This is a genomic window from Sphingobacterium sp. UDSM-2020, assembly GCF_016132525.1.
GTDB classification, from domain to species: domain Bacteria; phylum Bacteroidota; class Bacteroidia; order Sphingobacteriales; family Sphingobacteriaceae; genus Sphingobacterium; species Sphingobacterium anhuiense.
Genome location: NZ_CP066166.1, coordinates 1,135,085 through 1,161,074 on the forward strand (window position 1 = coordinate 1,135,085; position 25,990 = coordinate 1,161,074).

The window sequence follows — 25,990 nt, forward strand, 5'->3', positions numbered from 1 at the left end:
AGACATTAGAAATATACAAAAGCAAAAAGCCGAAGTTTTTATAGCTTCGGCTTACACTTTTGTAGTTTCATTTAGTATGTATATTGTTAGTTAATCCTTTTGCACCAAATGCTGTAAATCGGGGTCATTTTTAATCCGCTCCAATTCACTTTCAACGATGTTCAGAATATCAGTTTTTATATTGCGGTAGTTACTTTCAATTTCTTGCTTCATTTTGTTCTCGCCTTGCTCATTTACAAAGGATAAAATTTCCGGAATATTTTGGTAGGCTTTGGTTTCTGCGGCTACTTTCTCATTATCCACTACGATTTCAGCGTGGAAAATCTTTTGATCAATGCGTTCATCGAAGTTATCCGATACAGATCCAACAAACATACCCTGTGTAAGTGTTGAAATTTTGGAAGCCGGGATAAGACTGTCTAATTGTGTGGATATGGAGGTTGATTTATCATTACGATTGATGGTCATACTTTGGCGTTTCTGCAACACTTTTCCAAAACGTTCCGATAAGCTTTTGGCAGTTTCGCCTACAACCTGTCCACTGAAAATATTGCCTACAGTGTTCTGAATAACCTTGCTTTCCTTATCGCCGTAATCACGCGTTAATTGCGAAAAGTCCTGAAAGCCCAAGCAAACCGCCACCTTATTACTTCTCGCAGTTGCGATGAGATTATCCAGCCCCCTAAAATAAATTGTGGGCAGCTCATCGATGATTACCGAGCTTTTCAATTGCCCTTTTTTATTGATGAGCTTTACAATTCGGGAATTGTACAAACCCAAAGCTGCGGAGTAGATATTTTGGCGGTCTGGATTGTTACCTACACATAATATCTTTGGTTCTTTTGGGTTGTTGATGTCCAATGAAAAATCATCGCCTGTCATAACCCAATACAACTGAGGGCTAATCATTCTTGATAATGGAATTTTAGCCGATGCAATCTGCCCCTGTAATTGGTCTTGTGCTCCGCCTTGCCACGCATCCATAAAGGGTGACAAATAATTTTCTAAATCAGGATAGGACGTTAATATAGTGAAGACATCCGAGTACTTTTTATTCAATAATTCAATAGCGTGTGGGAATGTACAATACTTGCCGTTTTCGTAGATTTTCAGATACCAAATAATGGCGGCTAACAGGATAATCGGACTTTCTACGAAAAAATCCCCCTGCTTCTGTATCCACGACCTGTTAAGGTTCAACATTATCGTATAAGCCGCTTCATAAGCATCGGATATGTCCGTCATAAAGTCGGGATTAAGTGGATTACAACGGTGGCTCTTGCGTGGGTCGTCAAAGTTTATAACATAGAATTTCGGCTGTACCTTATACTTATCCCTGTTCTTCAGTAGGTGATTGTAAGCAATCGTTGAAAGGTCGTCAAACTTAAAATCGTATATATACATACTGAAACCTTTCTCAATCTGCTGCTTAATGTAGTTGTTCACGATAGCATACGATTTACCGGAACCAGGAGTACCCAATACGATTGATGCCCTGAAAGGATTTACAATATTTATCCACCCGTTGTTCCATTTGCCTTTGTAGTAAAATTTGGTGGGCAGGTTAACGGAATATTCATTTTCCATCAGCTTTGTTTCCTGTTGAAAGCTCTCGTTCTCGTTGTTGAAAACATCGTCCATTAAGTTGGTACGAAGCAAGCGGCTCATCCATACGCCCGCCATCAGCAAAGCAATATAACCTAACGAGATAGTAAGGATATACAGAAATGTGCCTATTACCGGAGATAGCTTTAACAACGGCGTGTTCAGAAAGAACAGCACAAAACCAACGCCCAAAGCCACGTAGATTTTAGCCCAGGTTATCTTCTCATTCTTTACGCCTTTCGTTCCCAAACAACTCAAAGCAAGCAAAACCAAAGCGAACGCCTTGGTATAAAGGGTATGTGAAAACAAGCCCGCCGTCCGGTCGAAATTGCCTAATATCTTGTTGATTATTTCCAACGTCCAACCACGTTCTAAAAAGAACCCGTAGCAGAACCAATAAAGGTGCATCAGCACCAAAAGAATACTGACTGCCCGCATAAAAGCCATTATTTTGGCTAAACCTCTTAAATCGTCTTCTCCCTGCATTCTTTTTTAGTTTTAATGTTCGGGCGTGAATTTAAAGACTCTACACAGCGGCTATAAGAATGTGGCAGTCAATGGCGGTGCGTGGCAGTGTTTGGCGAAGTGATAAGAGTTGTAGCTTCTATGATCCTTTTGTATCGTAACATTTATGAAGCATCCAAATAAAAAATACTTTTAGTTGCTCTTCTGTTTTCTGTCCGTCAGCAACATTTTTTGTCCTGCTGAATTGGTGGACAAGGAACACTTCCGTAACTACAATAAACACAACAGTCTCCTTGTTTTGGTTTAAGAACTTGTTTGCATTTTTCACATTCGTAGAAATATTGGCAAGCGTCTGTCGGCATTGTTTCTTCTTTCTTGTGTCCGCAGTTGGGGCAAGTAATTGTTGATTGCAATATGATTTCCATTTGGTTTTATTTTTTGTCGGTTACAGAATATCCTGTTGAGTTAATTGCTTTTTCGACCTCAGAAATATTCGTTTTTGAGTTGTCAAATTCCACGATTGCGTTTCCTTTTTCGTATGAGGCGTTTGAACTTATTATTCCTGTCAATTTATTTACTTCGTGATTTACGTGTTCGCCACAACTTGCACAAGTCATTCCGCTAATCGTAAATTCTACTTTTTGAATATTGGATTTGTCCACCGCTATAATTTGCTTTTCTGTCTTTGGGTAGAAAATGCTTGAGTAGTATGGAAAGGCAAGCATTACGATTGCAAATGCTGTTACAATTCCTAAAAACATTTTTGACTGAATGAATTTTGGTTTTTCTTCTGTCTCACAATTGCAATCTATCTGCTTTTTGGGTTTCAACTTTTGATACCAAGCAAAACCAAGAACCAAAATTGTCAACCCGATAAAATAGGGTCGAAAAGGTTCAAGCCAAGAAAAAGTGGAAGCAAGACCGCTTGTTCCTGCAATAAGAGCCAATACTGGTGTGATGCAACAAAGAGAAGCTGCAATTGTAGTCAAAAGTCCTGCACCAATTAATTTTTTGTCAGTTTTCATATTGTTTCTAATATTTTGTTTTCGTCAAGTATTTTGAAAAATGGTTTCAGCATTTTTTCATACTCTTTAGTCAGTGAGTGAAAAATAGTTTGAGCTTCTCGTTCGGTTTCAATAAGTTTTCTGTCTTTGAGTTTCCGCAAGTGTTGTGAAACCGCTGAAATTGTCATACCAAGAATATCACTTATATCACAAACACAAAGTCGTTTTTCTTCATAAAGTAGAAAGAGTATTTTCAGTCTTACATTGTTTCCCGCTAATTCAAGTCCGTTCGATAAATAGTCAAAAGAACCGTTGAGTTCTGAAACTCGGTCTTTACAGCGGTTTATTTGTTTAATGTCTGCTTGTTGTCGTATGCAAGAATTATTGTCCATAGCACAAAGATAGTCAATTTGTTTATTTAAGCAATTACTTAAATACAACTCAAATTCTTTCAGAATTATAAAGTGACAGCTCAATAAATCTTTTTAAAAACAGATTTTTAATTCCAAAATCTGACCTCTTACAGTCTTCTTTTTTTTTTCTTCTTCATTTTGTTAGCAAAATCCTGTTCCTCGTAATCATCGCCCTGTGCTTCGGGTAACAAACCGCCAAATGCCTCAATCAAACCGTCTTCGTTTTTTTCAGTAGTATTCAGGAAGTCGAACAAATGATGAGGTTCTTCCGCAGGAAGATCTGCATCATTTGATGTGGATGTTTTTGGAAGTTGTACGACAGGTTCTTTAATCTCCGGTTTGATATTATTGTTCCAATAATCATTAAAGGTATTGGCAGAAAGTTCCTTTGCTAAGCGTGAACCGTTCCAAACCGCCTTTGAATTGTGGTCTATGAAAGTGATACCATAAATACGACCTGTATCGTTCCGGCGGACCACTACATTAATGCCCTGTTCACTCAACTGCTTTTTAAAAGCCTGCTCATCATTTGTGGATTTCAGAGCAATAGAAATTGCAGCTTTTAGGGTCTGCTTACTTGGGTGGTCTTTTAAATCCTCTTTGCATTTTGCAAAATGCAGTTCCAAAGCCGGAAGCCCTGCATTTTTACCAAACAACGAAGCCTTGAACGGATGCCCGGCTCTTTCGCCTTTCTCGTTTAAAGGAATATATAATAAGCCTTGCCGCATTTTTCCCTGCAATTCGCCCTCCACTTTTTCGGTGGTAACATTAAACAGGGAAAGCAAGGCATTGTATTCGCCCAAAGTCTGAAACTTATAATAATTCGGTAGGTGGCGGACAACCGAAGCGATTTGGCTTTTCACATCGCCTGCCCGATAATCTACCGGACGGAAAATCTTGTCGTTCTGCTTGTGTTCTTTATCGGTTGCGGGTATCAAGCCGTGTTGTCTTTCCAGTTCACGGCACACATTCATAGACCGCATTTTCTCGAATTTGTCCGAAATCTTTTTGCCCTGCTCGTCCACGCAAACCGATACAATGTGTATATGGCTGCGGTCGATATCGGTATGTTTGAATACCACAAAAGGCTGTTCGCCGTAGCCCATTTCCCGCATATATTCTTCCGCCATTTGCCGAAACCTGTCATCGCTAACCTTATCTTTCGGGTCGGGATTGAGCGAAATATGCAACGTATGCTTTTCCGTATTGCGGTTGGCAATCAGGTAAGGTGCAAAAGATTGTGCTAATTGTGCAACAGTATATGCTCCAGTTGGCGTTTCGATTATCTTATTTGCGAACAGAATTTTCCCGTTTTCATTCTCTACTTTGAGCTGATTGTACGCCAATGCACCGTATAAATTCCCGCTTCTGCCAATCTTTGCTATCATCTGTACTGCTATTTTTTCAGGTTCTTTGCTTCAAATTCTTCGGTTATCTGAATGATTTTTTGGCATAGCATCGCCATTTCAGCCGTTTGTTTTTCCAATTTGTAAAGGAACGCTGCGGCTTTTTTCTCCGAAAAATTCTTGTACAACAGCTTTACAATCTGGTTATAGTTTACACCTATGGAGCGAAACTGGCTGTGAAAAGAAGTCAGTCGCATATAAAAATCAACTGTTCCTTTGTCAATTTTAACCGATTTCATTTCCTTACTAAACAGCAGGGAAATAATAAACTTTGCTTTATTGGGCATTCCCGATGCTTCAAAAAGCGATAAAAGTTTGGCGTTTTCTTCGTCTGTAAGGCGGAAAACGTGGCGATGGATGCTTGGGTCGGTCTTAGCTCTCCGTCCGCCCTTATTCTGTTTTTTGTTATTGTTCTCGTTCATCACTAATCCATTTTTAAATCCACACAAAACGCTGACTTCGGAAGACGTTTTTTAAGCTCCCAGCAGGGCAAGTTGTTTTGAGGCACTAACTCGGTTTCGAGTGCCTCAAAACACAACTTGCCGTGTTCTGTTGAACACAAAAATCCGCCCTGCGGGACGGATTGGATGTAACAGGGAAAAACGGATAGAAGCCGTTCCCGTTACCCTCCATTTTGTCAAAAGACTTTTGCATAAATCCGTTAATAAAAATCATTTTACAAAGTAAAGCCCTGTTTACGAAAGCATTGTACTGTATAGCAGTACCAAACACTGCCTTTGAACGCCAAACACTGCCACAGCTCAATCAGCGGTTAAATCAATCGCTTTATTTGCCGTAGAATTTTAGTGCAGGTAGTAAAAAATGTATCTAAACAAAGAAGAAAATCAGGTTTGCAAACAGATAGTTTGGAATAAAAGCATAAGGTTTTAAAAGCATAAAACAATAAAAGTGTAAAAGCATAAAAGCGGTAAAGCAATTTACCTGTTGCAAGTTTTTCCACTTGCCAAAGAATGTACCTAACAAGGCAAAAATGAAAGCAAATACCTGTGCAGGAAAGCACCCAAAAGGGAATGCAGGAATATATGAACGAGGTAATAATCAGATAAACCAATATTCAATCCTACAAAACAGATAAAGTGTGTAACAATAAATTTTTAAATAATGGAAACAACAAAGAAAACTTTAAAAATCAGCTTCTCCACCCAAAAGGGCGGTGTGGGAAAATCCACGATGACCACCTTGCTGGCAAGTGTGCTTCATTACCGTTTAGGTTTTAATGTACTGGTGATGGACTGCGACTTTCCACAACACAGCCTGACAAATATGCGTGAAAGGGATAAGAGAACCATAATGCAGAACGACTACCATAAAAAGGCAGCAATGAAGCAGTTTCAAACCATCAACAAAAAAGCGTACCCGATTATTAAATGCAAGGCTGAAACGGCTTTGGATAAAGCATCGGAATATACAAGCCAGTCGGCGGTTGAACCGGATGTGGTTTTCTTCGATCTGCCCGGAACAGCCAATACCAAAGGCGTACTGACTACCTTGAAAAAAATGGACTTTATCTTTTCGCCCATTACTGCCGATCGTTTGGTAGTGGAAAGTACATTGGGCTTTACCAAGGCCTTTCTCGGACTTCCCCAAACGGACGAGGGAAATCCCGAACAAGAGATGTGGCTATTTTGGAACCAAGTGGACGGGAGGGAAAGAACAGGATTGTACGCGGCATACCAAAATGTCATCAATGCACTGAATCTGCCCATAATGGAAACAAGGATAATGGACAGCAAACGTTTCCGAAAGGAAACAGACGACACAGGCAGTTATGTGTTCCGATCAAGTTTGCTGCCTGCTGAACCACAGTTGATGAAAGCAACGAAAATGGATTTGTTTGTCGAGGAATTTTTAAAAATCACTCATCTATAAAAACAGTAAAGTATGGCTTCAAATAACAAAAACAACGATTTTGAAAAGCCCAATGTTGATGAGGAATACCTTATGAACATCATAAGCGGCGATGAGCTTGTAGCTCCACCGAGCAATAACAAAAAGCAGGATGTACCAAAGGAAACCAAGCCAAGGGAAAAAGCCCGTAACAGTTCATCAAAAAAAGTGGACTATGAGGAAACGTTTTTGGTCAATCGGTTTCCATCGGGGCGTAACGGCAAGGTCGTTTACATACGCCCTGAATACCACGAAAGATTGCTCCGCATCGTTCAACTGACAAGGGAAGAAAGAACAACGCTCTACTCTTACATTGACAACATTCTCGAACATCATTTCAGGGAGTACCGTGAAGATATTACCGATTATTTCAACGAACATTTTAAACCTATTCTATAAGCTATGGAAATAGTAATTGTGATATGCCTACTCATAGTCATTGTCCTGCTATTGCAGGATAAAATTGTAATTCATAAAAGGTCGAAACAAGACCCTCCGCATAAAAAAGTCAACCCGAACTTACCCGATATTATGGGACAGCCCAAACCTGTAGAACGCCTTTCCCTGCCAAACACTGCCACTGAACGCCAAATTCAGGAAAACGAAATAAACCCTGCTAATTTAGACATTGAGTACGACGAAAATGAAAACGTAAGTGTTCAAATTCCGCAGGAAGAGCTGGACGAAGTTTTCAGAAATATGCCTGATTTGGATGAAGAGGAAGAAGAATGGAACAGGTACGGAATATCCGGTGGTGATAACGGTTTTGCCCAAGGGGTTACCTTTGAAGAACTAAGCTCCGTGGGGGTGTTGCTCCAAAAAGAAGAATTGGAACCAGCCCAAAAGGAAACAGCGATAGCGATAGTTCAAAAAATACAGGGAACTGAGTTATTCAACCTATTGGAAAATTCCATGGAAGATGCTTCCCGAAAAATAGCCGAGCTTTTGGATAGCACCCTTTCATCTGAAACGGAAGCCGGTTCTTCCACTTTGCGGAAAAGTGATTTGAGTGATTTTGACATTGGGGAGTTTGTGTAAAAAAATAGAAGATTTTAAATGAGCCTGAAATTTAGTTTTTCAGGCTCAATTTTTTCTCACTCATTTCGCCAACTTCAATATTCTGTATGCCCCCCTTGCCACAACTAAGAATACAATAGCTCCGATAATCAAATCGGGATAGCTTGAATTGAGCCAATGAACCAAAAGCCCTGCAACGATAACACCCGAATTGATAATAACATCGTTTGATGTAAAAATCATAGTTGCCTGTATGTGGGCTTCTTTGCTTTTGTTCTTTTGCAACAGGTAAAGACAAAATATATTTGCCATTAGTGCCAAAACAGAAACGATAATCATAGTTTGAAAATCGGGCATTTTTTCAAAGCCTAAAAAACGCCTGATAACTTCAACAAAACCAATAACAGCCAATAGGATTTGAAAGTACCCTGCAAATTTGGCGATGTTGTTTTTCCTTGCTATTGTTCCACCCACAGCGAATAAAGCCAAAGCATAAACGATACTGTCCGCAAGCATATCCAAACTATCAGCTACCAAACCCATTGAATTGGAAAAAATGCCAAACACCATTTCCAATCCAAAGAAAACGAAATTAATAATCAGTACAGTCCAAAGTAGTTTCCGTTGGTTATTATTTGTATCTGTTTCAAAAATTGCATTGCTTTCTTCAGTTGAAATCAATGTAGTATTCAGGTTTAGTGTTCCCAAAGCCGTTAAAATCGGGTCGGGATTTCCATTGTGATAAACGTTCAGCTTTCTGTTTGGAATATCAAACTCTAATGATTTTACCGTATCAAAGTTTTGCAGTTTCATACGGATTAACTGCTCCTCACTTGGGCAATCCATTTTTGTAATATTGAATATTGTTTTGTTCATCTTTTAAAGTTTAAATTTTATTCCTCCGTTAATTACAAATCCGTCCAATGGTGCATAAATATCTTTAAAAACAGGGTTGGTTATAGTACCTGTATAAATGTTATCAAAACGTGTCTGTCTTGTATCAAGGAAGTTTTCAAAGTTGATATATAAAGAAAATCTTTCCCAAATCTTTTCAGCCATAAAGCCACATGTCCAATAATCGTTTCCTATTGTTCCGTCATTGAGCTTTTGCGGACTGAAATAATAGGCTTCTAAACCAATCTTCCATTTATCCTCAATTTCATACATCAGTACAGAGTTAATACGGTGTTTTGGGGTTAATGGATTTTCGGTAGTTGTTCCGTTTTCAATCAATCGGGTATCGGTAAAGGTGTAGCCCAGAAACAGTTTCAAATCATCATATCCTATTTTTACGTTGGTTTCTGTTCCTTTAGTATGTATGTAGCCCGATGAATTGATGAACTGATAAAGATTAGCAGATGGATTTTGAAGCAACAAAGGATTATCCAGATAAGTATAAAAAAACAATTGGTTTATGCTGAATGTCCAATCATCGCCTATATTAGTACGGTAGTTGATGTCTGCATTTGCTCCGTAGCTCCTTTCTAATTTATTGGTTTTATCGTTAATAGGCATTACGTTTTGATATTGTATGCGTTCGCTTTCTTCGGTAAAAATGGTTGGTGTTTTGTAGCCAAATCCGCCCCCGACACGTGAAGTCAATCCATTTGCAATCTTAAACAATGCCGATACTCTTGGCAAAAAAACAGCTCCATAATCAATCACATAATCCGTCCTTAAACCTGCTTCCAATTGAAGCCAATCGGTAGCCTTAAAAGAATTTTGAACGAAAGCCCCGAATGTGGTATGAGTATAATCCCTCAACGGAAATGCAGTAATCTGTTTTTCTTTAAAATTATCAGTCCAAATATTAACGCCTGTTACCCATTCCGATTTTTCTTTGCTGTGCGTATAGCTTGCTTCCGTAAAAGTAGCGGTCTGCGTTCCCTCAAATTCGTAATTCGGAATAGCCGTATTGCGGTTAAAATAACTTACGCTGTTTTTGAATTGTACAAAACTGTTTTCGTTTACAGTATGGTCAAAAACAAATTGAGTGGAATAACGCTGTGTTTTGTTTTCTTCAAAATATTGATGGGTGTTATCTCCTTTGCCTTTGATGTAGAGCATATCGCCACCCAAACGGTTTTCAATGGTGGTATTGATACCAAAGTTCATTTTTGTTTTATCATTGAAGTAAACAAATAATTTAGGGTTCAGTACATACCTTTCAAATTGGGGAATGGCAGAAAGCCCGATTTGTGCAGGGTCGTAAGCTCCGTTGCGATTGTGCGAAGCAAATATTGTCGTTCCGATTTTCTTAAACTTCTGTCCGTAAAAACCGTTGATGTCTAAACCTCTGCCCGATGTTCCGTTTAAATGAAAGCGTAAATCCCTTTCTTCCGTTGGTGTTTTGGAAATCAGATTGACCAGACCTGCTATTGCTCCACCACCATACAGCGTGGAAGTTGAACCTTTGATAACTTCCACCTGCTTTAAGTCAAGGGGTGGGATTTGCAACAAACCTAACCCACTTGAAGCACCCGAATAAATCGGGAAACCGTCTTTTAAGATTTGCGTATATCGTCCGTCAAGCCCTTGAATACGAATACTTGCGTTGGCACTTGTGGGCGATGTGGTTTGTACATGAATACCTGTACTCTCACTCAAAAGCATACGAATATCCCCTGCTTTCATATTGCCTTTTTCGTCCAATTCTTCACCTCCGATAAATTCAATTCTTGTAGGGATATTTTGGATAGTTCTTGTACTTCTTGTTGATGAAATAACGATTTCTTCCAAATCTTCCGATTGTTCAGAAAGTAGGATTTCAATCGGGGTTGTATCTTTTAACGGAAAATTAAAGCTGTCGGTACGTTGGGCAAAACCAACATAACTAAATTGAATTTCCTGCAAACCGTTTGGAATACCTGTTAATATGATTTGTCCGTTTTCATCTGAAGTTGTTGCGATTGTAGTTCCCGTAACCTGTGCGGTTACGCCCATTAAAAGCTCTTTTTTTTCACTGTCTTTAATTACAGCTTTGAACGTATTTTGTGCATATACACAAAGGTTTAGTGCCATAAAAAATGACACAATAAGTATTTTTTTCATTGTAAAAATGATGCTTAATATGAATAAATGGATTATAGCGGTGCTAAGCACCGCAGGAAATAAACTGTGCTGAAAGCACTAGATATTAAACAAGCTGTGGGGGATGCCAAACGGAAAAGGGAAAATCAGAAACAGGCGGTGTTGGCATTGTTCCTAATTTTCTTTGCGGTTCTTTTACTGAATGTGTAACCGAAAAATGAAAAGTAATTAAAACAAATCCCGTACAGGTATTACAGCTAAAAAATGGCGAACAACAACCCTTATTGCAATCTTGGTCTTCCTGTCCGTTTTGTCCTTGCTCGGTTGTATGCTCCTGCATACATTTATCCTCAATAAAAGTCGGTACTGCTGATAACAGCAATACATAAACGGCTAATATTAAAGATATAAATTTCATTTTGCGAAGATAGTAAATAAACATTGTCCAATAAATATATATCCTCTTTTTTTCATCTCTATAACGCCACCCACCGCCAAACAATTCCACTGACTGCCACTTTCTTATAACGCTCTAATTTCTGAAACACCTTTGTCCCGAAAGCCCGCAAGGTGCGGGATAACAATAACAAATTAATGTGTTTCAGTTATGGAAAAACAGAGAAAAAAAGTTTTGCTGGCAGCCGTGGCTATGCTGTCAGGAATTGGTGCTTTCGCACAGGGAAACGGTACAGCAGGTATCAACGAGGCTACCCAAATGGTAACGTCTTATTTCGACCCCGCAACCCAATTAATCTACGCCATAGGTGCAGTAGTCGGGTTAATCGGAGGCGTTAAGGTGTACAACAAATTCAGTTCGGGCGACCCCGATACATCCAAAACTGCGGCAAGCTGGTTTGGTGCGTGTATCTTTTTAATCGTGGCAGCTACCATCCTGCGTTCATTCTTTCTTTAATCCTCTAGTTTATGAACAATTACAACATAAACAAAGGCATAGGAAGAACGGTGGAATTTAAGGGTCTGAAAGCACAATACCTGTTCATTTTCGCAGGTGGGCTGCTCGGCACGCTCATCTTCGTGATGATACTGTATATGGCAGGAATAAACTCTTACATCTGCCTGTTTCTCGGTGCTGGTGGTGCTTCGCTGATTGTATGGCAGACCTTTTCACTGAACAGGAAATATGGCGAGCACGGGCTAATGAAAATCGGGGCAGGAAAAAGACATCCCCGATACATCATTTGTCGCAAGCCTGTACACCGCTATTTAAAATTCACTCCTAAATCGAATGCCCTATGAGAAACGTTGCAAAGACAACAACGCTGGAAAACAAATTTCCTTTGTTGGCAGTAGAAAACAACTGCATCCTTTCCAAAGATGCGGACATTACCGCCTGCTTTGAGGTTCGTTTGCCGGAACTGTTTACGGTAGCATCGGCGGAATACGAAGCTATTCACTCCGCCTGGCATAAGGCTATCAAGACCTTGCCGGATTTTACGGTCATCCACAAACAGGATTGGTACATCAAAGAAAGCTATGCTCCCGATTTGGCAAAGGAAGACCAAAGTTTTTTGGCTAAATCCTACCAACGCCATTTTAATGAGCGACCATTTCTGAACCATTATTGTTACCTGTTCCTGACCAAGACCACTAAGGAAAGAATGCGTATGCAAAGCAACTTCAGTTCGCTTTGCAAAGGTACGCTCATACCAAAGGAAATCAGGAACAAGGAAACGATACACCGCTTTATGGAAGCCGTGGCACAGTTTGAGCGTATCGTGAACGATAGCGGTTTCATAACCCTGCAACGCCTTACCGAAGATGAAATCATCGGAACGGACGAAAAGCAGGGATTGTTGGAACAGTACCTAACCCTGTCAAGGGAAAGCGGAACACCGATGCAGGACATCGCACTCGGAACGGAAGAAGTCCGTATCGGAAACAAAAGGTTGAGCCTGCACACCTTGTCCGATACAGACGATTTGCCCGGAACGGTATCGGCTGATACCCGTTTTGAAAAGCTATCCACCGACCGGAGCGACTGCCGTTTGTCGTTCGCTGCTCCTGTGGGATTACTCCTTAGCTGTAACCATATCTACAACCAATATTTGTTTTTGGATAACAGCGAAGACAACCTGCAAAAGTTTGAAAAGTCTGCAAGGAATATGCACTCTTTGGCAAGGTATAGCAGGGCAAACCAAATCAACAAAGAGTGGATAGAAAAATACCTGAACGAAGCACATTCGTTCGGTCTTTCTTCCATAAGGGCACACTTCAACATTATGGCGTGGTCGGAAGACCCTGCGGAGCTGAAACAGTTAAAGAACGATTGCGGTAGTGCATTGGCATTGATGGAGTGTAAGCCTCGCCACAACACTACGGACGTAGCCACTTTGTTTTGGGCTGGAATGCCGGGCAATGCAGGCGATTTTCCGAGCGAGGAAAGTTTTTACACATTCATTGAGCCTGCTTTGTGCTTCTTCACGGAAGAAACCAACTACCACAATTCGCCCTCTCCGTTCGGTATCAAAATGGCTGACCGCCTGACCGGAAAGCCTATCCATTTGGATATATCGGATTTGCCAATGAAGCGTGGGATTATCACGAACCGCAACAAATTCATTTTGGGGCCATCGGGTTCGGGAAAATCGTTCTTCACAAATCATATGGTAAGGCAATACTACGAACAGGGTGCTCACGTCCTGTTGGTGGATACAGGGAATAGTTATCAGGGCTTATGCGAACTCATCAAAGGAAAGACCAAAGGCGAAGACGGCGTGTATTTTACATACACCGAAGACAATCCCATTGCCTTTAACCCTTTCTATACCGATGATGGCGTGTTCGACATTGAGAAGCGTGAAAGTGTCAAGACTTTAATACTGACACTCTGGAAACGTGATGATGAACCGCCAACCCGTTCTGAAGAGGTTGCTCTTTCCAATGCCGTAAGCGGCTATATCGAACGTATCAAAACGGACGATGTTTACCCATCATTTAACGGTTTCTATGAGTATGTACGGGGCGATTACCGCAAGGTACTCGAAGAAAAACAGGTAAGGGAAAAAGACTTTGACATAGCAAATTTTTTAAACGTTCTCGAACCCTACTATAAAGGTGGAGAGTACGATTATCTGTTGAACTCCGATAAGCAGTTAGACCTGCTTTCCAAACGCTTTATCGTGTTTGAAATTGATGCGATTAAAGACCACAAAATCCTCTTTCCCATAGTCACAATTATCATTATGGAAGTTTTTATCAACAAGATGCGGAGGCTGAAAGGTATCCGAAAACTCATCCTGATTGAAGAAGCGTGGAAAGCGATTGCCAAAGAAGGAATGGCGGAGTATATAAAATATTTATTTAAAACCGTCCGCAAATTCTTCGGAGAGGCGATTGTCGTTACGCAAGAGGTAGATGATATTATCCAGTCGCCCATTGTAAAAGAAAGTATCATCAACAATTCCGACTGTAAAATCCTCTTAGACCAGCGTAAGTATATGAATAAATTCGATGACATACAGGCAATGTTGGGGCTTACAGATAAGGAAAAAGGTCAGGTACTTTCTATCAATATGAACAACGATGCAAGCCGACTGTACAAAGAGGTTTGGATTGGCTTAGGTGGTACGAACTCGGCAGTCTATGCCACCGAAGTTAGTTTGGAGGAATACCTCGCATACACGACAGAAGAAACCGAAAAAATGGAGGTAATGCAATTAGCTTCCGAATTGGACGGTAACGTAGAACTCGCCATTAAGCATATCGCAATGCAAAGGCGTGACAAAGCAAATCAATAGTCATTAACATTTTAAAATTCATAAAAATGAAAAAGTTCCTTTTTATGGTGTGTACGGCACTAATGCTCGCCGTAGCACCGTCCGCAAAAGCACAATGGGTAGTAACCGACCCCACAAATCTGGCATCAGGTATTCTCAACAGTGCGAATGAAATCGTACAGACTTCTTCCACGGTATCCAATGTAATTAAAAATTTCAAGGAAGTGGAAAAGGTGTATAAACAGGGTAAGGAGTATTACGACAAGCTACAAGCTGTAAATAATCTTGTAAAAGATGCACGTAAGGTACAGCAGACTGTATTGCTTGTCGGTGACGTATCCGAAATGTATGTTACCAACTTCGGTAAGATGATGAACGACCCGAATTTTTCTGCACAGGAATTGGCAGCTATCAGCAATGGTTATTCGGCATTGCTGAATGAAAGTACCGAACTGCTGAAAGAACTCAAACAGATTGTAACCTCATCAAGCCTTTCGCTGAACGACAAAGAGCGTATGGATATTATTGATAGAGTGTACAAAGAAGTAAAGGAATACCACAGCTTGGTACGCTACTATACCAATAAGAATATCTCTGTAAGTATTCTAAGAGCAAAAAAGCAGAACAATACCAAAAGAGTGCTTGACCTCTATGGAACTCCTAACCAAAAATACTGGTAGTTATGGAATTTCAAAATCTTCACGAAGTCCTACGCTCATTATATGATGAGATGCTCCCACTGTCCGCCGATATGGCGGCAGTGGCTAAAGGGATAGCCGGATTGGGGGCTTTGTTCTATGTTGCCATAAAAGTATGGCAGGCTTTGAGCAGGGCTGAACCCATTGATATGTACCCTTTGCTCCGTCCTTTCGCTTTGGGGCTTTGCATTATGTTTTTCCCAACTATCGTATTGGGAACAATCAATGCCGTGTTAAGTCCGGTGGTACAGGGTACTCACACAATCCTCGAAAATCAGGTGCTTGACCTCAACGATTTGCAGGCGAAAAAAGACCTGCTCGAACGGGAAGCTATGCTACGAAATCCTGAAACAGCCTATCTCGTATCAAATGAGGAATTTGATAAAAAGCTCGAAGAATTGGGCTGGTCGCCCGGCGATTTGATTACGATGTCGGGAATGTATATGGATAGGTTTGCCTACCAAACCGAACAAGCTATTAAGAATTGGTTTCGCAATCTGTTAGAGGTACTGTTTCAGGCGGCAGCTTTGGTTATTGATACCATAAGGACGTTCTTTCTCATTGTCCTGTCCATACTCGGTCCGATAGCCTTTGCGATAAGCGTGTGGGACGGTTTTCAGTCCACGCTCACGCAATGGCTGACCCGATACGTCAGCGTTTACCTGTGGTTGCCTGTGGCAGACCTGTTCAGCTCTATGCTTGCCAAAATACAATCCCTCATTATCGAAAAGGATATAGCAATGCTTGCCGACCCGACTTACATTCCTGATACCTCAAATACCGTGTACATCATCTTTATGATAATCGGTATCGTGGGCTACTTCACTATCCCAACGGTAACAGGCTGGATTATTCAGGCAGGCGGTGCAGGGAACTTTACCCGTAACGTAAACCAAGCCGCAATGAAAACCGGAAATATCGCCGGAGCAGGAACAGGTTCGGCAGTTGGAAATATCGGTGGCAAGTTAATGGGGAAATAAAAACAATCAAATCATTTAAAAATGGAATTTAAAACATTAAGAAATATCGAAAACAGTTTTAGGCAAATACGGCTGTATGCCATTGTATTTGCCGTTCTCTGCCTAAGCGTGGTAGGATTTTCACTTTGGAAATCTTACAGCTTTGCAGACGAACAACGCCAAAAAATCTATGTGCTGGATAATGGAAAATCGTTGATGCTTGCCTTATCGCAAGATGCAAGTATCAACCGACCTGTGGAAGCAAGGGAACACGTCAGGCGTTTTCACGAACTCTTTTTTACGCTTGCTCCCGACAAGAACGCTATCGAAAGCAATATGAGCAGGGCATTCAACCTTGCCGATAAATCAGCTTTTGATTATTACAAAGACCTGTCGGAAAAGGGCTATTACAGCAGGATTATTTCGGGGAATGTACAGCAACGCATTGAGGTGGATAGTGTCGTGTGCAATTTCGACACCTATCCTTATGCGGTGCGTACCTACGCCAAACAATTCATTATCCGTTCGAGCAACGTGACCAGGCGTAACCTGATTACTTCCTGCTATCTCGTGAACTCTGTCCGTTCGGACAACAACCCGCAAGGCTTCAACATCGAAAAGTTTGCAGTGATAGAAAACAGGGATATAGAAGTTATCGAACGCTAAAAAAACAATCTTATGGAAGCATTATCAGATTTAAACACGTTTGCAAAAATCCTTACCGATAAAGGATATAACGGCTATTTCCATACGCAGGGAGCGTATGCTGGAAAGTTGAAGGAAAGTATCGGCGAATACCTCGAAAACTGCCAAAAAGGTACAGATAGTTTGCCTAAACAGGACTTGTTGCTGACGGGCTACCTGCAATGGTCGGGCGAAGACAAGCCAAGTGTAGAATGCAGTATGTGGGTAAAATACCTGAACGGCAAATTCTCGCTTAACAGAATGGAGGTTGCAAGGAAAGACCAATTTGGGCAACTGCTGAAAAAATCGGAACTGACAAACCTGTCAGTCATATCCGCACCCAAAGCGGTTGAGGCAGTCGCTTTGGTCAATGAAGAACCGAAGCAAAAGGCAGGTCAAAGTCCTAAGCGTTTCAAGCTATAACAACAGAAATAGTAAGGTTATGAAAAAACTAAGAGCAAATATGGACAGGTACTTTGACAAGCTGGACGAACGCTGGCGGGCATTGCCCTTGCGGAAACAGCACCAATACACACTTTACTTTTTTGTGGGGTATCTACTGCTTACGGCAGGTGTCATTTGCAAAGTATGGTACGATACCTCAAAGTCGGGTAACGATATGGTCATCGAGCATATCGAAAACCCTGTCCTCAAAAAAAGTGAAAGTCCTGCAAGATTGCAGGACACATTATCAACAATTCTAAAAAACAAGATTTATGAAAGAAAATGAGAACAAAAAGTCGGTTGTTCGGGTAACCGAGGGTAGCCCGGCAGCAACCACTGATGGACTGCAAGACGGTACACAGAACAAAGCCGAAAAGCTCAAAAAGCCACTCATCTTTGGCTTAATGGGAATTGTCTTCGTAGGTTGTATGTACCTCATATTTAAACCATCCGCAGACAAAAAGGAAATTGAGAACATTGGGCTGAACGATGCAGTACCGGAGGCTACCGGAGCAGGAATGCCTGCCGACAAAGGCAAGGCTTACGAGTTGGAAATGCTGGAACGCAAAGAGCAAGAAAAACGCAATGCACTTACCACGCTTTCTGACTATTGGAATACTGAAGACAAAAAAGAGCCTAATGATGAATTTCCCGAAGAAGACGAAAACAGCAGCTATGGCGTTGGCAGAGGTTCGGGAAGAAACGGCAATCCTGCATTGAGCAGTTACCGCAATGCACAAAGCACATTGGGTTCATTTTATCAGGATAACAACTCTGAAACAACAGAACTCCGCAGGCAATTGGACGAACTAAAAGAACAATTAGCCGAGAAAGATGTACCTAAATCTGTAACCGTTGATGACCAGCTTGCCCTAATGGAGAAATCCTACCAGATGGCGGCAAAGTATCTGCCAACAGGTACAAATTCGACAGAAGCCCCACCTGCTAAGGATGCAGGTACGGCTACCGCAGGTTCAACTCAAAAGGAGCATTTTGTGGCATTCACACCTACAAGAAAGAACACCGTTTCCGCTTTGTATCGTGAGCCTACGGACAGTGCCTTTTTAGCCGATTGGAGCGAAACAAGAAACCGGGGCTTTTATACCGCAGGTTCTATTGAGCAAACGGCACAACCGAAAAACAGTATCAAAGCCTGTGTACACGATGCACAAACGGTTATCGGCGAAACAGGGGTACGATTGCGATTGTTAGAGCCAGCCCAAACGCCTCAACGTACCATTCCAAAAGGAACGATTGTAACAGCTAACGCTAAATTTCAGGGAGGTCGATTACAGCTAAAAATTACCTCCGTAGAATTAGAGGGCAACATCATTCCGGTGGATATAACCATTTACGATTTGGACGGACAGCAAGGCTTGTACGTTCCGTATTCGCCCGAAATGAACGCCCTTACCGAAATGGCGGGCAATATGAGCCAGACTTCGGGAACAAACATAATGCTCACGCAGAATGCAGGACAACAGGTTGCTGCTGATTTAAGCCGTGGCGTGGTACAGGGTGTTTCGGGCTATTTCGCCAAAAAGGTAAGAACCCCAAAGGTTACGCTAAAAGCGGGGCATCAGGTCTTCCTTGTATCTAAAAAATAATATTGAACTCAAATAATTTAAACAATGAAAAATCATTTAAAAACCTTTTGGGCATTTGCCCTGATACTCGGCTTTGCCGTACAGTCTTACGCACAGGATAGTGCAAGAACTAAACTTGCATTGGGCAAGATACAACCGTATAGAATGGAAGTTACCTATGATAAGACTTCACACCTGATTTTTCCGACCGCTATCCGTTACGTGGATTTAGGCAGCGAATATCTGATTGCAGGAAAAGCAGAAGATGCAGAAAACGTGTTGCGTGTAAAAGCAACGGTAAGGGATTTTGAACCAGAAACCAATTTTTCAGTCATTACGAATGACGGACGTTTTTACAGCTTCAATGTGTATTATAGTTCCTATCCGGAGGCAATGAGCTATGACCTGCTCACGATGCAAAAGGCAGTAGATAAAGCCAATGGTAACGATGTGCTTTTTGAAGAATTGGGCAACAATTCTCCGTCATTGGCAGGCTTGCTGTTGGAAACGATTTACAAGAAAGACAAACGTATTGTAAAGCATATCGGGGCTAAGAGCTTCGGTATTCAGTTTATCCTCAAAGGCATTTACATACACAACGGCAAATACTATTTCCATACGGAATTGAGAAACCGTACCAATGTGCCATTTCAGATTGATTTTATGAATTTCAAGGTAGTGGATAAAAAGGTAGCCAAACGTACCGTAGTGCAGGAACGCCCGATGATACCGCTTAGGACTTACAAGCCACTGGACGACATTGCTGGAAAAACAATCGAACAAAACGTCTTCCTGTTAGACCAATTTACCATTGCCGATGACAAGGTACTGCTGATTGAGATTTTCGAGAAAAACGGAGGCAGGCATCAAACGCTCCAGATAGAAAATTCCGACTTAATCAAAGCTCGTTTGATTAACGATATGCACCTGAAATTTTAATAACCTTTTAAAGTAAATAATATGAAAAAGTATATCTATACCGTGATGCTCATCTTTATGGCCATCACGGTCACACAGGCACAAAGAATGTTACCTAAACAGAAAGGATTGGAAGTGAGTACGGGTGTGCTGTCCGATGATAAAATCGGTAACGATTATTATATCAATGTAGCAATGACCGTAAACGGCAAAAATGGTAACTATCAGCTTTGGGCGTTGGAATACACTCATCAATACCACGATTATAAAGACCTCCGCATACCGCAGGAAACTTATACCGCAGAGGGCGGTTACAGCTTCTTCCTCTTGGGCGATGCCCGTAAGAACATCACGCTGAACTTCGGAATAACAGGTGTAGTCGGTTACGAAAGTATCAACCGTGGCGAAGCAATGTTGTATGATGGAGCAAAAATTTTGAGCGAGGATAATTTTATCTACGGAGCTGGTGGACGGCTCACATTTGAAACGTACCTGTCCGACCGTTTTGTGTTAGTCCTGCAAGGGCGTACAAAGGTTTTGTGGGGTACAGACTTGGAACAGTTCCGACCGTCCGCAGGCGTGGGATTAAGGTTTAATTTTTAAAACGTAAAAACAATGATAGCAATATTCAATAAATTCAGGATAGGATTAAGCTCAATATATGTACTCTTGGCAATCCTCACAGCTTCGGTTACGTTGGTATCTTGTAGCAAAGACGATGAACTCGAAATACAGAACGATTTCCCTTTTGAGGTCAAAGTAATGCCTGTACCCAAAGATGTTGCCAGTGGGCAGACCGTAGAGATACGGATTACCATACAGCGAACAGGCAATTACAGCAACACGCAATATTTTCTCCGCTACTTCCAATTTGACGGTCAAGGCACATTGCGGTATTATGACGAACCACCGTATTTGCCAAACGATTTGTATTCGTTGCCAACGGAGCAGTTCCGGTTGTATTACACTTCGTCATCTACCGTATCACAATCCTTTGAGGTTTGGATTTCGGATAACTTCGGTAACGAAAAGCAGTTGAGCTTTCAGTTCAACAGTAGTGATTAATGCTACTTATATAAAAGCAAAACCGACTGTTACAGGTCGGTTTTTTGCTTTTCAGCTTTCGGTGTACGTTGTTTTTTGTTTAAATTTACTTGAATTATAATCTTAACGGGTATGGATACAGTTACGGCTCAATTGGTGTTTGGTATTATTGTTATCGTTATTGCGATAGTGCTTATTTATTGGATAAACCGCAGGAAATTTTACAGGCGTAATGGTATGGGTGCAGAGGGATTTTCGAGTTTTGAAGCATCTGTATTTACCCGTTTTATAGAACGTATCGGCAAATGGATTGCCTATGCTTTAATTGTTGTCGGTATTGTCTGTATATGGACTTACAGCCAAATGAAAAAGGATAAGGAAAAACAGGAAGTAAAGACAGAGCAACCTGCTCAACACTGACTTTTTTCTAACAATATTTTGAATAAATCGGATAGCCCAAAAGGTTATCCGATTTTTCGTTTGTAGCAAACGTAAAACGCCAAACACTACCTTTCAACGCCAATCAATACTACATTTTCCAACCCTGTAACACCCCTTAATATCTTCGACTTCCACAGAAAAAATGAGCAAAAAATGGAAGTTATCGCAATACAAAAGTCCGTATTGGACGGGATGAAAATGGAACTGAAAGCACTTTTGGAATTGACCGAAAATGCCACTCGGAAATATGTACCGATTTTCAACAAAGAAAAGTGGCTGGATAACCAGGAAGTGTGCCTGATGATGGGTATTACCAAACGGACATTGCAGACCTATAAAGACAAAGGATTGTTGCCTTATTCCAAACTGAACCGCAAGAATTATTACAAACTCTCGGATGTACAGGCTTTACTCGGAGTCGGACAACCGTATAATATCAAATACAATGGATTTACTGACGAATGAAGCTGAAGAAGTAATCGAACAACAGCAAATGATAATGCTGTTGAGAAACCGTATTGAAGAAATATTGAAAAACTATCGTCCTGTAATGAATGGAGAAATCTACTTGTCGGGCGAAGATGTGTGTAGGCTACTCCATATCAGCAAAAGGACTTTACAGCAATATCGTGATGATAATATCCTGCCATTTATACAAATTGGGGGTAAGATAATCTATAATGAAACAGATCTGGTAAGGATACTGGAAGAGAACTATACCGGGAAGAATACGGTCAATGATGGTTTCTGAACTTTCTTTTCAGATAATAGTACCGAAACAATAACCGGTCATACCATAAAGCGAAAATTAACAATCCTACCGGAAGCAAAAGAGTTCTTAATTCAAGATATGAATAAGTAAAGCCACCTATTATACAACCCAAAAAGAAACAACAGATGATTGCCAGCTTTAAGAATATACTTTTATTCAACTGTATCCGTTCTGGCCGATCTCTGTAAAAGAACAGCTGTGACAGTTCTATTCCCAGATCCGTGAACAAACCCGTTAGGTGGGTAGTTCTTACCACCGATTGGGATACCCTCGTTACCAATGCATTCTGTAATCCCATAGAAAAAAGTAGAGCTGACGATAATAGAATTGAAAACCTGGCATATTCATTCGGTAGTAAAAATGCTGAAAAACTCACCGCCAATAATATGATTATTTCAAGGAATATGGGTATAATATAAGGTGTTTGTGGTTTGTATTTTGAAACCCACTCCATAAGAAGACTTGAAACAAACGCTCCAAACAGAAAAAACAAAATGTAAAATAAATATGCAAAAGCCATTCTGTAATTTCTTAAAACAAGTTCCTCAGAAAAAAAAGCAAAATGACCTGTTACATTAGTAGTTAGCGTATGTAATTCTAAAACACCGGTAATGTTTACGACACCTGCTACACCGGATAATATTGAGGCTAATTTTAGGTTGTGCGTATAAGTACGACCTTTGCCTTTATGTCTAAACATTTGCTTCCTTTTGTTGTAAATTTACAAAATTGCTGTTGCCCCTTGTTCATAATTGTATATAATCTGTAACATTCGTACATTTGCTTTATTAAATATAGAAATACTTAAAGTGTTTTTGCTTTAAGTCCCACATTGAAAACTGGTAATTTTTAGACAACGGGACAATAAGGAAGAACGCTCATGCCATAGGCGTGGGCGCTCGCTTATTCGTTGTCGGGTATACCAGTACCTCAATGTGCGGTAAGTGTAGTTGCCTGCGCTTTCTTTTTGTGCAGGAAACTCCATTAACTCAAAATCTGACAATATTATGGAAACTGGTACAGCACAACAAAAAATCACTCTCGCATTTATCAACGACAAAAGCCCTATTTTAGATGGTATCTGCCAAGACCTTGTCGCTTCAGGAACTGAAGTCTTATTTCGTTCGGAAAGCATTGAAGATGGACTATCGCAATTATCAGAATTAAATGAACCTCCCAATGTTAGTATTATTGACCTTGATTTTTACGACAGGAATGTGCTGGCACAGATTCAAGAATTAAGGACAGAATATCCAACAATAAAGCTTATTGCTCATAGTGATATTGATGCTGAAAAAGTCGTAAAACCTCTTTTTGAAATTGGTTTTACAGGTTATTTGCTCATTGGTAGCGATGCAGACGATTTCAAGAAAGCCATTGAAGTTGTTATCAATGGCGGAAGATATTTTAGTGTGGGAGTAGCAAATATTGCACAGGAATATTTTAATAATGATTTTCATAGTGAATAAAGTAATTCATTCTACTAACTTATTAATAAGTTTTATTTCAGCCATATTCTTCATAATAGGAAAAGATTTATTCTGTAATTTAAGCAGTAATTATCCCTTTTGCTAGCTCATTCGCAACATTATTGGTATATTGCGATATTTAATTTTTACAGATAAATATGCCGAAAAAAATCAATCTAAAGGTTTTTAAAGACTTTGTACAATCAAGCAATTTTGGAGGTTTTCTCCTTTTTTTATGCGTAGTGATTTCATTGATAGTAGCAAATACATCACTTGCTCTCCCATTACAAAATTTATTGGATACAAAACTGGGTTATGAAAATGAAGCCATACACCTCAATTATTCCGTAAGTATGTGGATCAATGACGGATTGATGGCAATCTTTTTTCTGTTGGTAGGTCTGGAAATTAAAAGAGAAATTGTTGAAGGAGAACTTTCTTCTCCCAAGAAAGCTATTTTGCCTATCCTTGCTGCTATCGGTGGAGCAGTAATACCCGCATTGATTTATGTAAGTTTTAATTCCGGTAGTGAAACAGCTTCCGGCTGGGGTATTCCTATGGCTACGGATATTGCTTTTGCATTGGCCGTAATTTCGCTGTTAGACAAAAGAGTACCAACCAGTTTAAAAATATTTTTAGCGGCTTTAGCGATTGTGGATGACTTGATTGCAATTTTAGTCATTGCAATTTTCTATTCATCCGGAATTGAGTTAGGCTATCTAGGCTATGCCGGAATTGGAATGCTAGTACTGATTTTGATGAACCGTTTTAATGTTAAAAATCCCTATCTATATCTAATACCAGGAGTCTTTATATGGTATTTTGTGCATCATTCTGGCATTCATGCCACTATAGCAGGTGTACTGGTAGCTATGACCTTGCCAACCAATGATACAGAAGTTGAATCTCCGTTAGAGAAACTAGAACATGCACTTGTAAAACCGGTAAATTTTCTAATTATTCCCATTTTTGCATTCGCCAATACAAATATTACAATTCATCAGGAAATGATAGAAGGACTGACTTCCCCGTTAGGTTTAGGTATTTCACTGGGATTAATTTTTGGTAAGCCCATTGGCATTGTTGCAACCTCTTTGATATGTTCTAAGTTAGGGATAGGTCAACTTCCTGCAAACAGTAACCTTATTCACATTATTGGCTTAGGATTATTAGCTGGAATAGGTTTTACAATGTCCATATTTATATCTATGCTTTCATTTGACAATCAGGTTTTCATTGAAGAGGCCAAGCTATCTGTTTTAATAACATCACTCATTGCGGGTATCTTAGGATATGTAATTTTGAATTTATCAAGTAGAAGAAAGGGTAAAAAGACTGAAATTTAAATTCAGTCTTTTTTACTATAATATTTCTCCTTTAACCATAAACTTGCCCTTACCAATAATATGAGTACAGGAACTTCTACCAGTGGGCCGATAACACCCACAAATGCCTGTGGCGAATGAATGCCGAAAATCGATATTGCTACGGCTATTGCCAATTCAAAATTGTTTCCTGTGGCTGTAAATGCGATGGATGCGTTTTTGTCGTAAGGAACTTTAAGAGATTTATTGATAAAGAAGCTCACGAAAAACATCAACACAAAATAGATGATTAGCGGTATGGCTACTTTTACTACATCCATTGGTAATTCCAGTATTTTATCGCCTTTCAAGCTGAACATTAATACTATCGTAAACAATAAAGCGTATAAGGTAATTGGCGATATTGCGGGGACGAATTTTCGGTTATACCATTCTATACCTTTTGATTTTACAAGGAAGTAACGGCTTAAAAAACCTGCCAGGAATGGAATACCTAAATATATCAATACGCTTTCGGTAACATCTTTCATGGATACGCTTACATTGAAATTGGCTAATCCTAATTTTGCAGGTAATACGTTGATGAATAACCAAACTAAAAAGCTGTAAGTAAATATCTGGAAGATGCTATTTAATGCAACTAACATAGCTGTATATTCTCTGTTTGCTTTAGCTAAGTCACTCCAGACGATGACCATGGCAATACATCTTGCCAAACCTATAAGAATTAAGCCTGTCATATAATCGGGTTCGTGACGTAAAAACAAAACCGCTAATCCAAACATCAATACCGTGCCGATTACCCAATTGAGCAATAAGGATATGCCAATTACTTTTTTATCTCTAAATGCCTTGGGCAATAAGGAATAATCAACCTTTGCCAAGGGGGGATACATCATCAATATCAATCCTATTGCCAATGGAATATTGGTAGTACCAACAGATAAGCTGTTGGTTACATTGGAGATATTGGGAAAGAAATGCCCCAAACCCACGCCAATTGCCATTGCAAGGAATATCCATAAAGTAAGGTATCTGTCTAAGAATTTTAATTTTGGTTGCATG

31 protein-coding genes are annotated in these 25,990 nt (G+C 40.2%); 20 read left to right on the plus strand and 11 right to left on the minus strand.

Annotated elements, in window-relative coordinates; translation table 11 throughout:
- Positions 1 to 90: 90 nt before the first annotated feature.
- The 6 genes from mobC to mobA all read right to left on the minus strand — a co-directional run bounded on the left by mobC (position 91) and on the right by mobA (position 5,315).
- Positions 91 to 2,091 carry a conjugal transfer protein MobC gene (gene mobC / locus JAZ75_RS04875; protein ID WP_034727185.1) on the minus strand — a complete coding sequence of 667 codons (2,001 nt, stop codon included), beginning with the start codon at positions 2,089 to 2,091 and terminating at the stop codon, positions 91 to 93.
- A gap of 197 nt (positions 2,092 to 2,288) precedes the next feature.
- The gene (locus tag JAZ75_RS26130; RefSeq protein WP_002996045.1) at positions 2,289 to 2,495 is read right to left on the minus strand and encodes a GDCCVxC domain-containing (seleno)protein; all 207 of its coding nucleotides are present in this window, start codon (positions 2,493 to 2,495) and stop codon (positions 2,289 to 2,291) included.
- 6 nt (positions 2,496 to 2,501) lie between these two features.
- Complete coding sequence (merTP, locus tag JAZ75_RS04880) at positions 2,502 to 3,095, minus strand: mercuric transport protein MerTP (protein ID WP_002978464.1); 594 nt, start codon at positions 3,093 to 3,095, stop codon at positions 2,502 to 2,504.
- Positions 3,092 to 3,466: an ArsR/SmtB family transcription factor gene (locus JAZ75_RS04885; RefSeq protein ID WP_002978466.1), complete on the minus strand. Its 375-nt coding sequence runs from the start codon at positions 3,464 to 3,466 to the stop codon at positions 3,092 to 3,094. Before JAZ75_RS04885 ends, merTP begins: the two co-directional genes overlap by 4 nt.
- Before the next feature lie 128 nt (positions 3,467 to 3,594).
- Complete coding sequence (gene mobB, locus JAZ75_RS04890) at positions 3,595 to 4,875, minus strand: conjugal transfer protein MobB (RefSeq protein WP_034727188.1); 1,281 nt, start codon at positions 4,873 to 4,875, stop codon at positions 3,595 to 3,597.
- An 8-nt stretch (positions 4,876 to 4,883) separates the two neighbouring features.
- Positions 4,884 to 5,315 (minus strand): conjugal transfer protein MobA, encoded by a 432-nt coding sequence (gene mobA, locus JAZ75_RS04895; RefSeq protein WP_034727191.1) that lies wholly within the window; start codon positions 5,313 to 5,315, stop codon positions 4,884 to 4,886.
- 700 nt (positions 5,316 to 6,015) lie between these two features.
- Here mobA and JAZ75_RS04900 point away from each other — a divergent pair.
- Genes JAZ75_RS04900 through JAZ75_RS04910 form a run of 3 tightly spaced genes read left to right on the plus strand, consistent with a single transcriptional unit; the run spans position 6,016 to position 7,839 of the window.
- Positions 6,016 to 6,783 carry a ParA family protein gene (locus JAZ75_RS04900; RefSeq protein WP_034727193.1) on the plus strand — a complete coding sequence of 256 codons (768 nt, stop codon included), beginning with the start codon at positions 6,016 to 6,018 and terminating at the stop codon, positions 6,781 to 6,783.
- Positions 6,784 to 6,795: 12 nt separating this feature from the next.
- Positions 6,796 to 7,200, plus strand: a complete 405-nt coding sequence (locus JAZ75_RS04905; RefSeq protein ID WP_034727195.1) for a DUF3408 domain-containing protein — start codon at positions 6,796 to 6,798, stop codon at positions 7,198 to 7,200.
- 3 nt (positions 7,201 to 7,203) lie between these two features.
- Entirely contained in the window at positions 7,204 to 7,839 is a 636-nt protein-coding gene (locus JAZ75_RS04910) for a hypothetical protein (protein ID WP_034727198.1), read from the plus strand.
- Positions 7,840 to 7,899: 60 nt separating this feature from the next.
- Here the strand turns inward: JAZ75_RS04910 and JAZ75_RS04915 are convergent, their stop codons facing one another.
- The 3 genes from JAZ75_RS04915 to JAZ75_RS04925 all read right to left on the minus strand — a co-directional run bounded on the left by JAZ75_RS04915 (position 7,900) and on the right by JAZ75_RS04925 (position 11,266).
- On the minus strand, positions 7,900 to 8,694 hold the full coding sequence (locus tag JAZ75_RS04915; RefSeq protein ID WP_026706462.1) for a cation transporter: 795 nt from the start codon (positions 8,692 to 8,694) through the stop codon (positions 7,900 to 7,902).
- Positions 8,695 to 8,697: 3 nt separating this feature from the next.
- Positions 8,698 to 10,869 (minus strand): TonB-dependent receptor, encoded by a 2,172-nt coding sequence (locus JAZ75_RS04920; protein ID WP_026706463.1) that lies wholly within the window; start codon positions 10,867 to 10,869, stop codon positions 8,698 to 8,700.
- A gap of 85 nt (positions 10,870 to 10,954) precedes the next feature.
- Positions 10,955 to 11,266, minus strand: coding sequence for a hypothetical protein (locus JAZ75_RS04925; RefSeq protein ID WP_026706464.1), 312 nt, complete (start codon positions 11,264 to 11,266; stop codon positions 10,955 to 10,957).
- Positions 11,267 to 11,455: 189 nt separating this feature from the next.
- Here JAZ75_RS04925 and JAZ75_RS04930 point away from each other — a divergent pair, with 189 nt between their 5' ends.
- The 15 genes from JAZ75_RS04930 (at position 11,456) to JAZ75_RS05000 (ending at position 22,110) form a co-directional block, all read left to right on the plus strand.
- A complete protein-coding gene (locus tag JAZ75_RS04930; RefSeq protein ID WP_026706465.1) occupies positions 11,456 to 11,761 on the plus strand; it encodes a DUF4134 domain-containing protein in 306 nt (101 codons plus the stop codon).
- Between the two features lie 11 nt (positions 11,762 to 11,772).
- Positions 11,773 to 12,105 (plus strand): DUF4133 domain-containing protein, encoded by a 333-nt coding sequence (locus JAZ75_RS04935; RefSeq protein WP_034727204.1) that lies wholly within the window; start codon positions 11,773 to 11,775, stop codon positions 12,103 to 12,105.
- On the plus strand, positions 12,102 to 14,606 hold the full coding sequence (locus JAZ75_RS04940; RefSeq protein ID WP_034727207.1) for a TraG family conjugative transposon ATPase: 2,505 nt from the start codon (positions 12,102 to 12,104) through the stop codon (positions 14,604 to 14,606). The genes JAZ75_RS04935 and JAZ75_RS04940 overlap by 4 nt, the downstream gene beginning before the upstream one ends.
- A 26-nt stretch (positions 14,607 to 14,632) precedes the next feature.
- On the plus strand, positions 14,633 to 15,265 hold the full coding sequence (locus tag JAZ75_RS04945; protein WP_019974899.1) for a DUF4141 domain-containing protein: 633 nt from the start codon (positions 14,633 to 14,635) through the stop codon (positions 15,263 to 15,265).
- 2 nt (positions 15,266 to 15,267) lie between these two features.
- Positions 15,268 to 16,263 (plus strand): conjugative transposon protein TraJ, encoded by a 996-nt coding sequence (gene traJ, locus JAZ75_RS04950; protein ID WP_034727213.1) that lies wholly within the window; start codon positions 15,268 to 15,270, stop codon positions 16,261 to 16,263.
- 21 nt (positions 16,264 to 16,284) lie between these two features.
- Entirely contained in the window at positions 16,285 to 16,908 is a 624-nt protein-coding gene (gene traK, locus JAZ75_RS04955) for a conjugative transposon protein TraK (RefSeq protein WP_026357463.1), read from the plus strand.
- A 12-nt stretch (positions 16,909 to 16,920) separates the two neighbouring features.
- On the plus strand, positions 16,921 to 17,349 hold the full coding sequence (locus tag JAZ75_RS04960; protein ID WP_019974902.1) for a hypothetical protein: 429 nt from the start codon (positions 16,921 to 16,923) through the stop codon (positions 17,347 to 17,349).
- A 19-nt stretch (positions 17,350 to 17,368) separates the two neighbouring features.
- Positions 17,369 to 17,656 (plus strand): hypothetical protein, encoded by a 288-nt coding sequence (locus tag JAZ75_RS04965; protein ID WP_019974903.1) that lies wholly within the window; start codon positions 17,369 to 17,371, stop codon positions 17,654 to 17,656.
- A complete protein-coding gene (gene traM, locus JAZ75_RS04970; RefSeq protein ID WP_208700427.1) occupies positions 17,643 to 18,977 on the plus strand; it encodes a conjugative transposon protein TraM in 1,335 nt (444 codons plus the stop codon). Before JAZ75_RS04965 ends, traM begins: the two co-directional genes overlap by 14 nt.
- 24 nt (positions 18,978 to 19,001) lie before the next feature.
- Positions 19,002 to 19,895, plus strand: coding sequence for a conjugative transposon protein TraN (gene traN / locus JAZ75_RS04975; RefSeq protein ID WP_034727220.1), 894 nt, complete (start codon positions 19,002 to 19,004; stop codon positions 19,893 to 19,895).
- 21 nt (positions 19,896 to 19,916) lie between these two features.
- On the plus strand, positions 19,917 to 20,477 hold the full coding sequence (locus JAZ75_RS04980) for a conjugal transfer protein TraO (RefSeq protein WP_034727223.1): 561 nt from the start codon (positions 19,917 to 19,919) through the stop codon (positions 20,475 to 20,477).
- 12 nt (positions 20,478 to 20,489) lie between these two features.
- The gene (locus tag JAZ75_RS04985) at positions 20,490 to 20,939 is read left to right on the plus strand and encodes a DUF3872 domain-containing protein (protein WP_034727225.1); all 450 of its coding nucleotides are present in this window, start codon (positions 20,490 to 20,492) and stop codon (positions 20,937 to 20,939) included.
- Between the two features lie 111 nt (positions 20,940 to 21,050).
- Entirely contained in the window at positions 21,051 to 21,338 is a 288-nt protein-coding gene (locus JAZ75_RS04990; RefSeq protein WP_034727228.1) for a hypothetical protein, read from the plus strand.
- A 174-nt stretch (positions 21,339 to 21,512) separates the two neighbouring features.
- A complete protein-coding gene (locus tag JAZ75_RS04995) occupies positions 21,513 to 21,824 on the plus strand; it encodes a helix-turn-helix domain-containing protein (protein ID WP_034727230.1) in 312 nt (103 codons plus the stop codon).
- A complete protein-coding gene (locus JAZ75_RS05000; protein WP_034727231.1) occupies positions 21,805 to 22,110 on the plus strand; it encodes a helix-turn-helix domain-containing protein in 306 nt (101 codons plus the stop codon). The genes JAZ75_RS04995 and JAZ75_RS05000 overlap by 20 nt, the downstream gene beginning before the upstream one ends.
- Here JAZ75_RS05000 and JAZ75_RS05005 read toward each other — a convergent pair.
- The gene (locus JAZ75_RS05005; protein ID WP_034727234.1) at positions 22,094 to 22,831 is read right to left on the minus strand and encodes a YoaK family protein; all 738 of its coding nucleotides are present in this window, start codon (positions 22,829 to 22,831) and stop codon (positions 22,094 to 22,096) included. The genes JAZ75_RS05000 and JAZ75_RS05005 overlap by 17 nt on opposite strands.
- Before the next feature lie 307 nt (positions 22,832 to 23,138).
- Here JAZ75_RS05005 and JAZ75_RS05010 point away from each other — a divergent pair, with 307 nt between their 5' ends.
- Both JAZ75_RS05010 and nhaA read left to right on the plus strand, forming a co-directional pair.
- Positions 23,139 to 23,600: a response regulator transcription factor gene (locus JAZ75_RS05010; protein WP_034727237.1), complete on the plus strand. Its 462-nt coding sequence runs from the start codon at positions 23,139 to 23,141 to the stop codon at positions 23,598 to 23,600.
- A gap of 158 nt (positions 23,601 to 23,758) precedes the next feature.
- On the plus strand, positions 23,759 to 24,946 hold the full coding sequence (nhaA, locus tag JAZ75_RS05015) for a Na+/H+ antiporter NhaA (RefSeq protein ID WP_034727241.1): 1,188 nt from the start codon (positions 23,759 to 23,761) through the stop codon (positions 24,944 to 24,946).
- A gap of 2 nt (positions 24,947 to 24,948) precedes the next feature.
- Here nhaA and arsB read toward each other — a convergent pair whose 3' ends face one another.
- Positions 24,949 to 25,989, minus strand: coding sequence for an ACR3 family arsenite efflux transporter (gene arsB / locus JAZ75_RS05020; RefSeq protein ID WP_034727244.1), 1,041 nt, complete (start codon positions 25,987 to 25,989; stop codon positions 24,949 to 24,951).
- Position 25,990 lies beyond the last annotated feature (1 nt).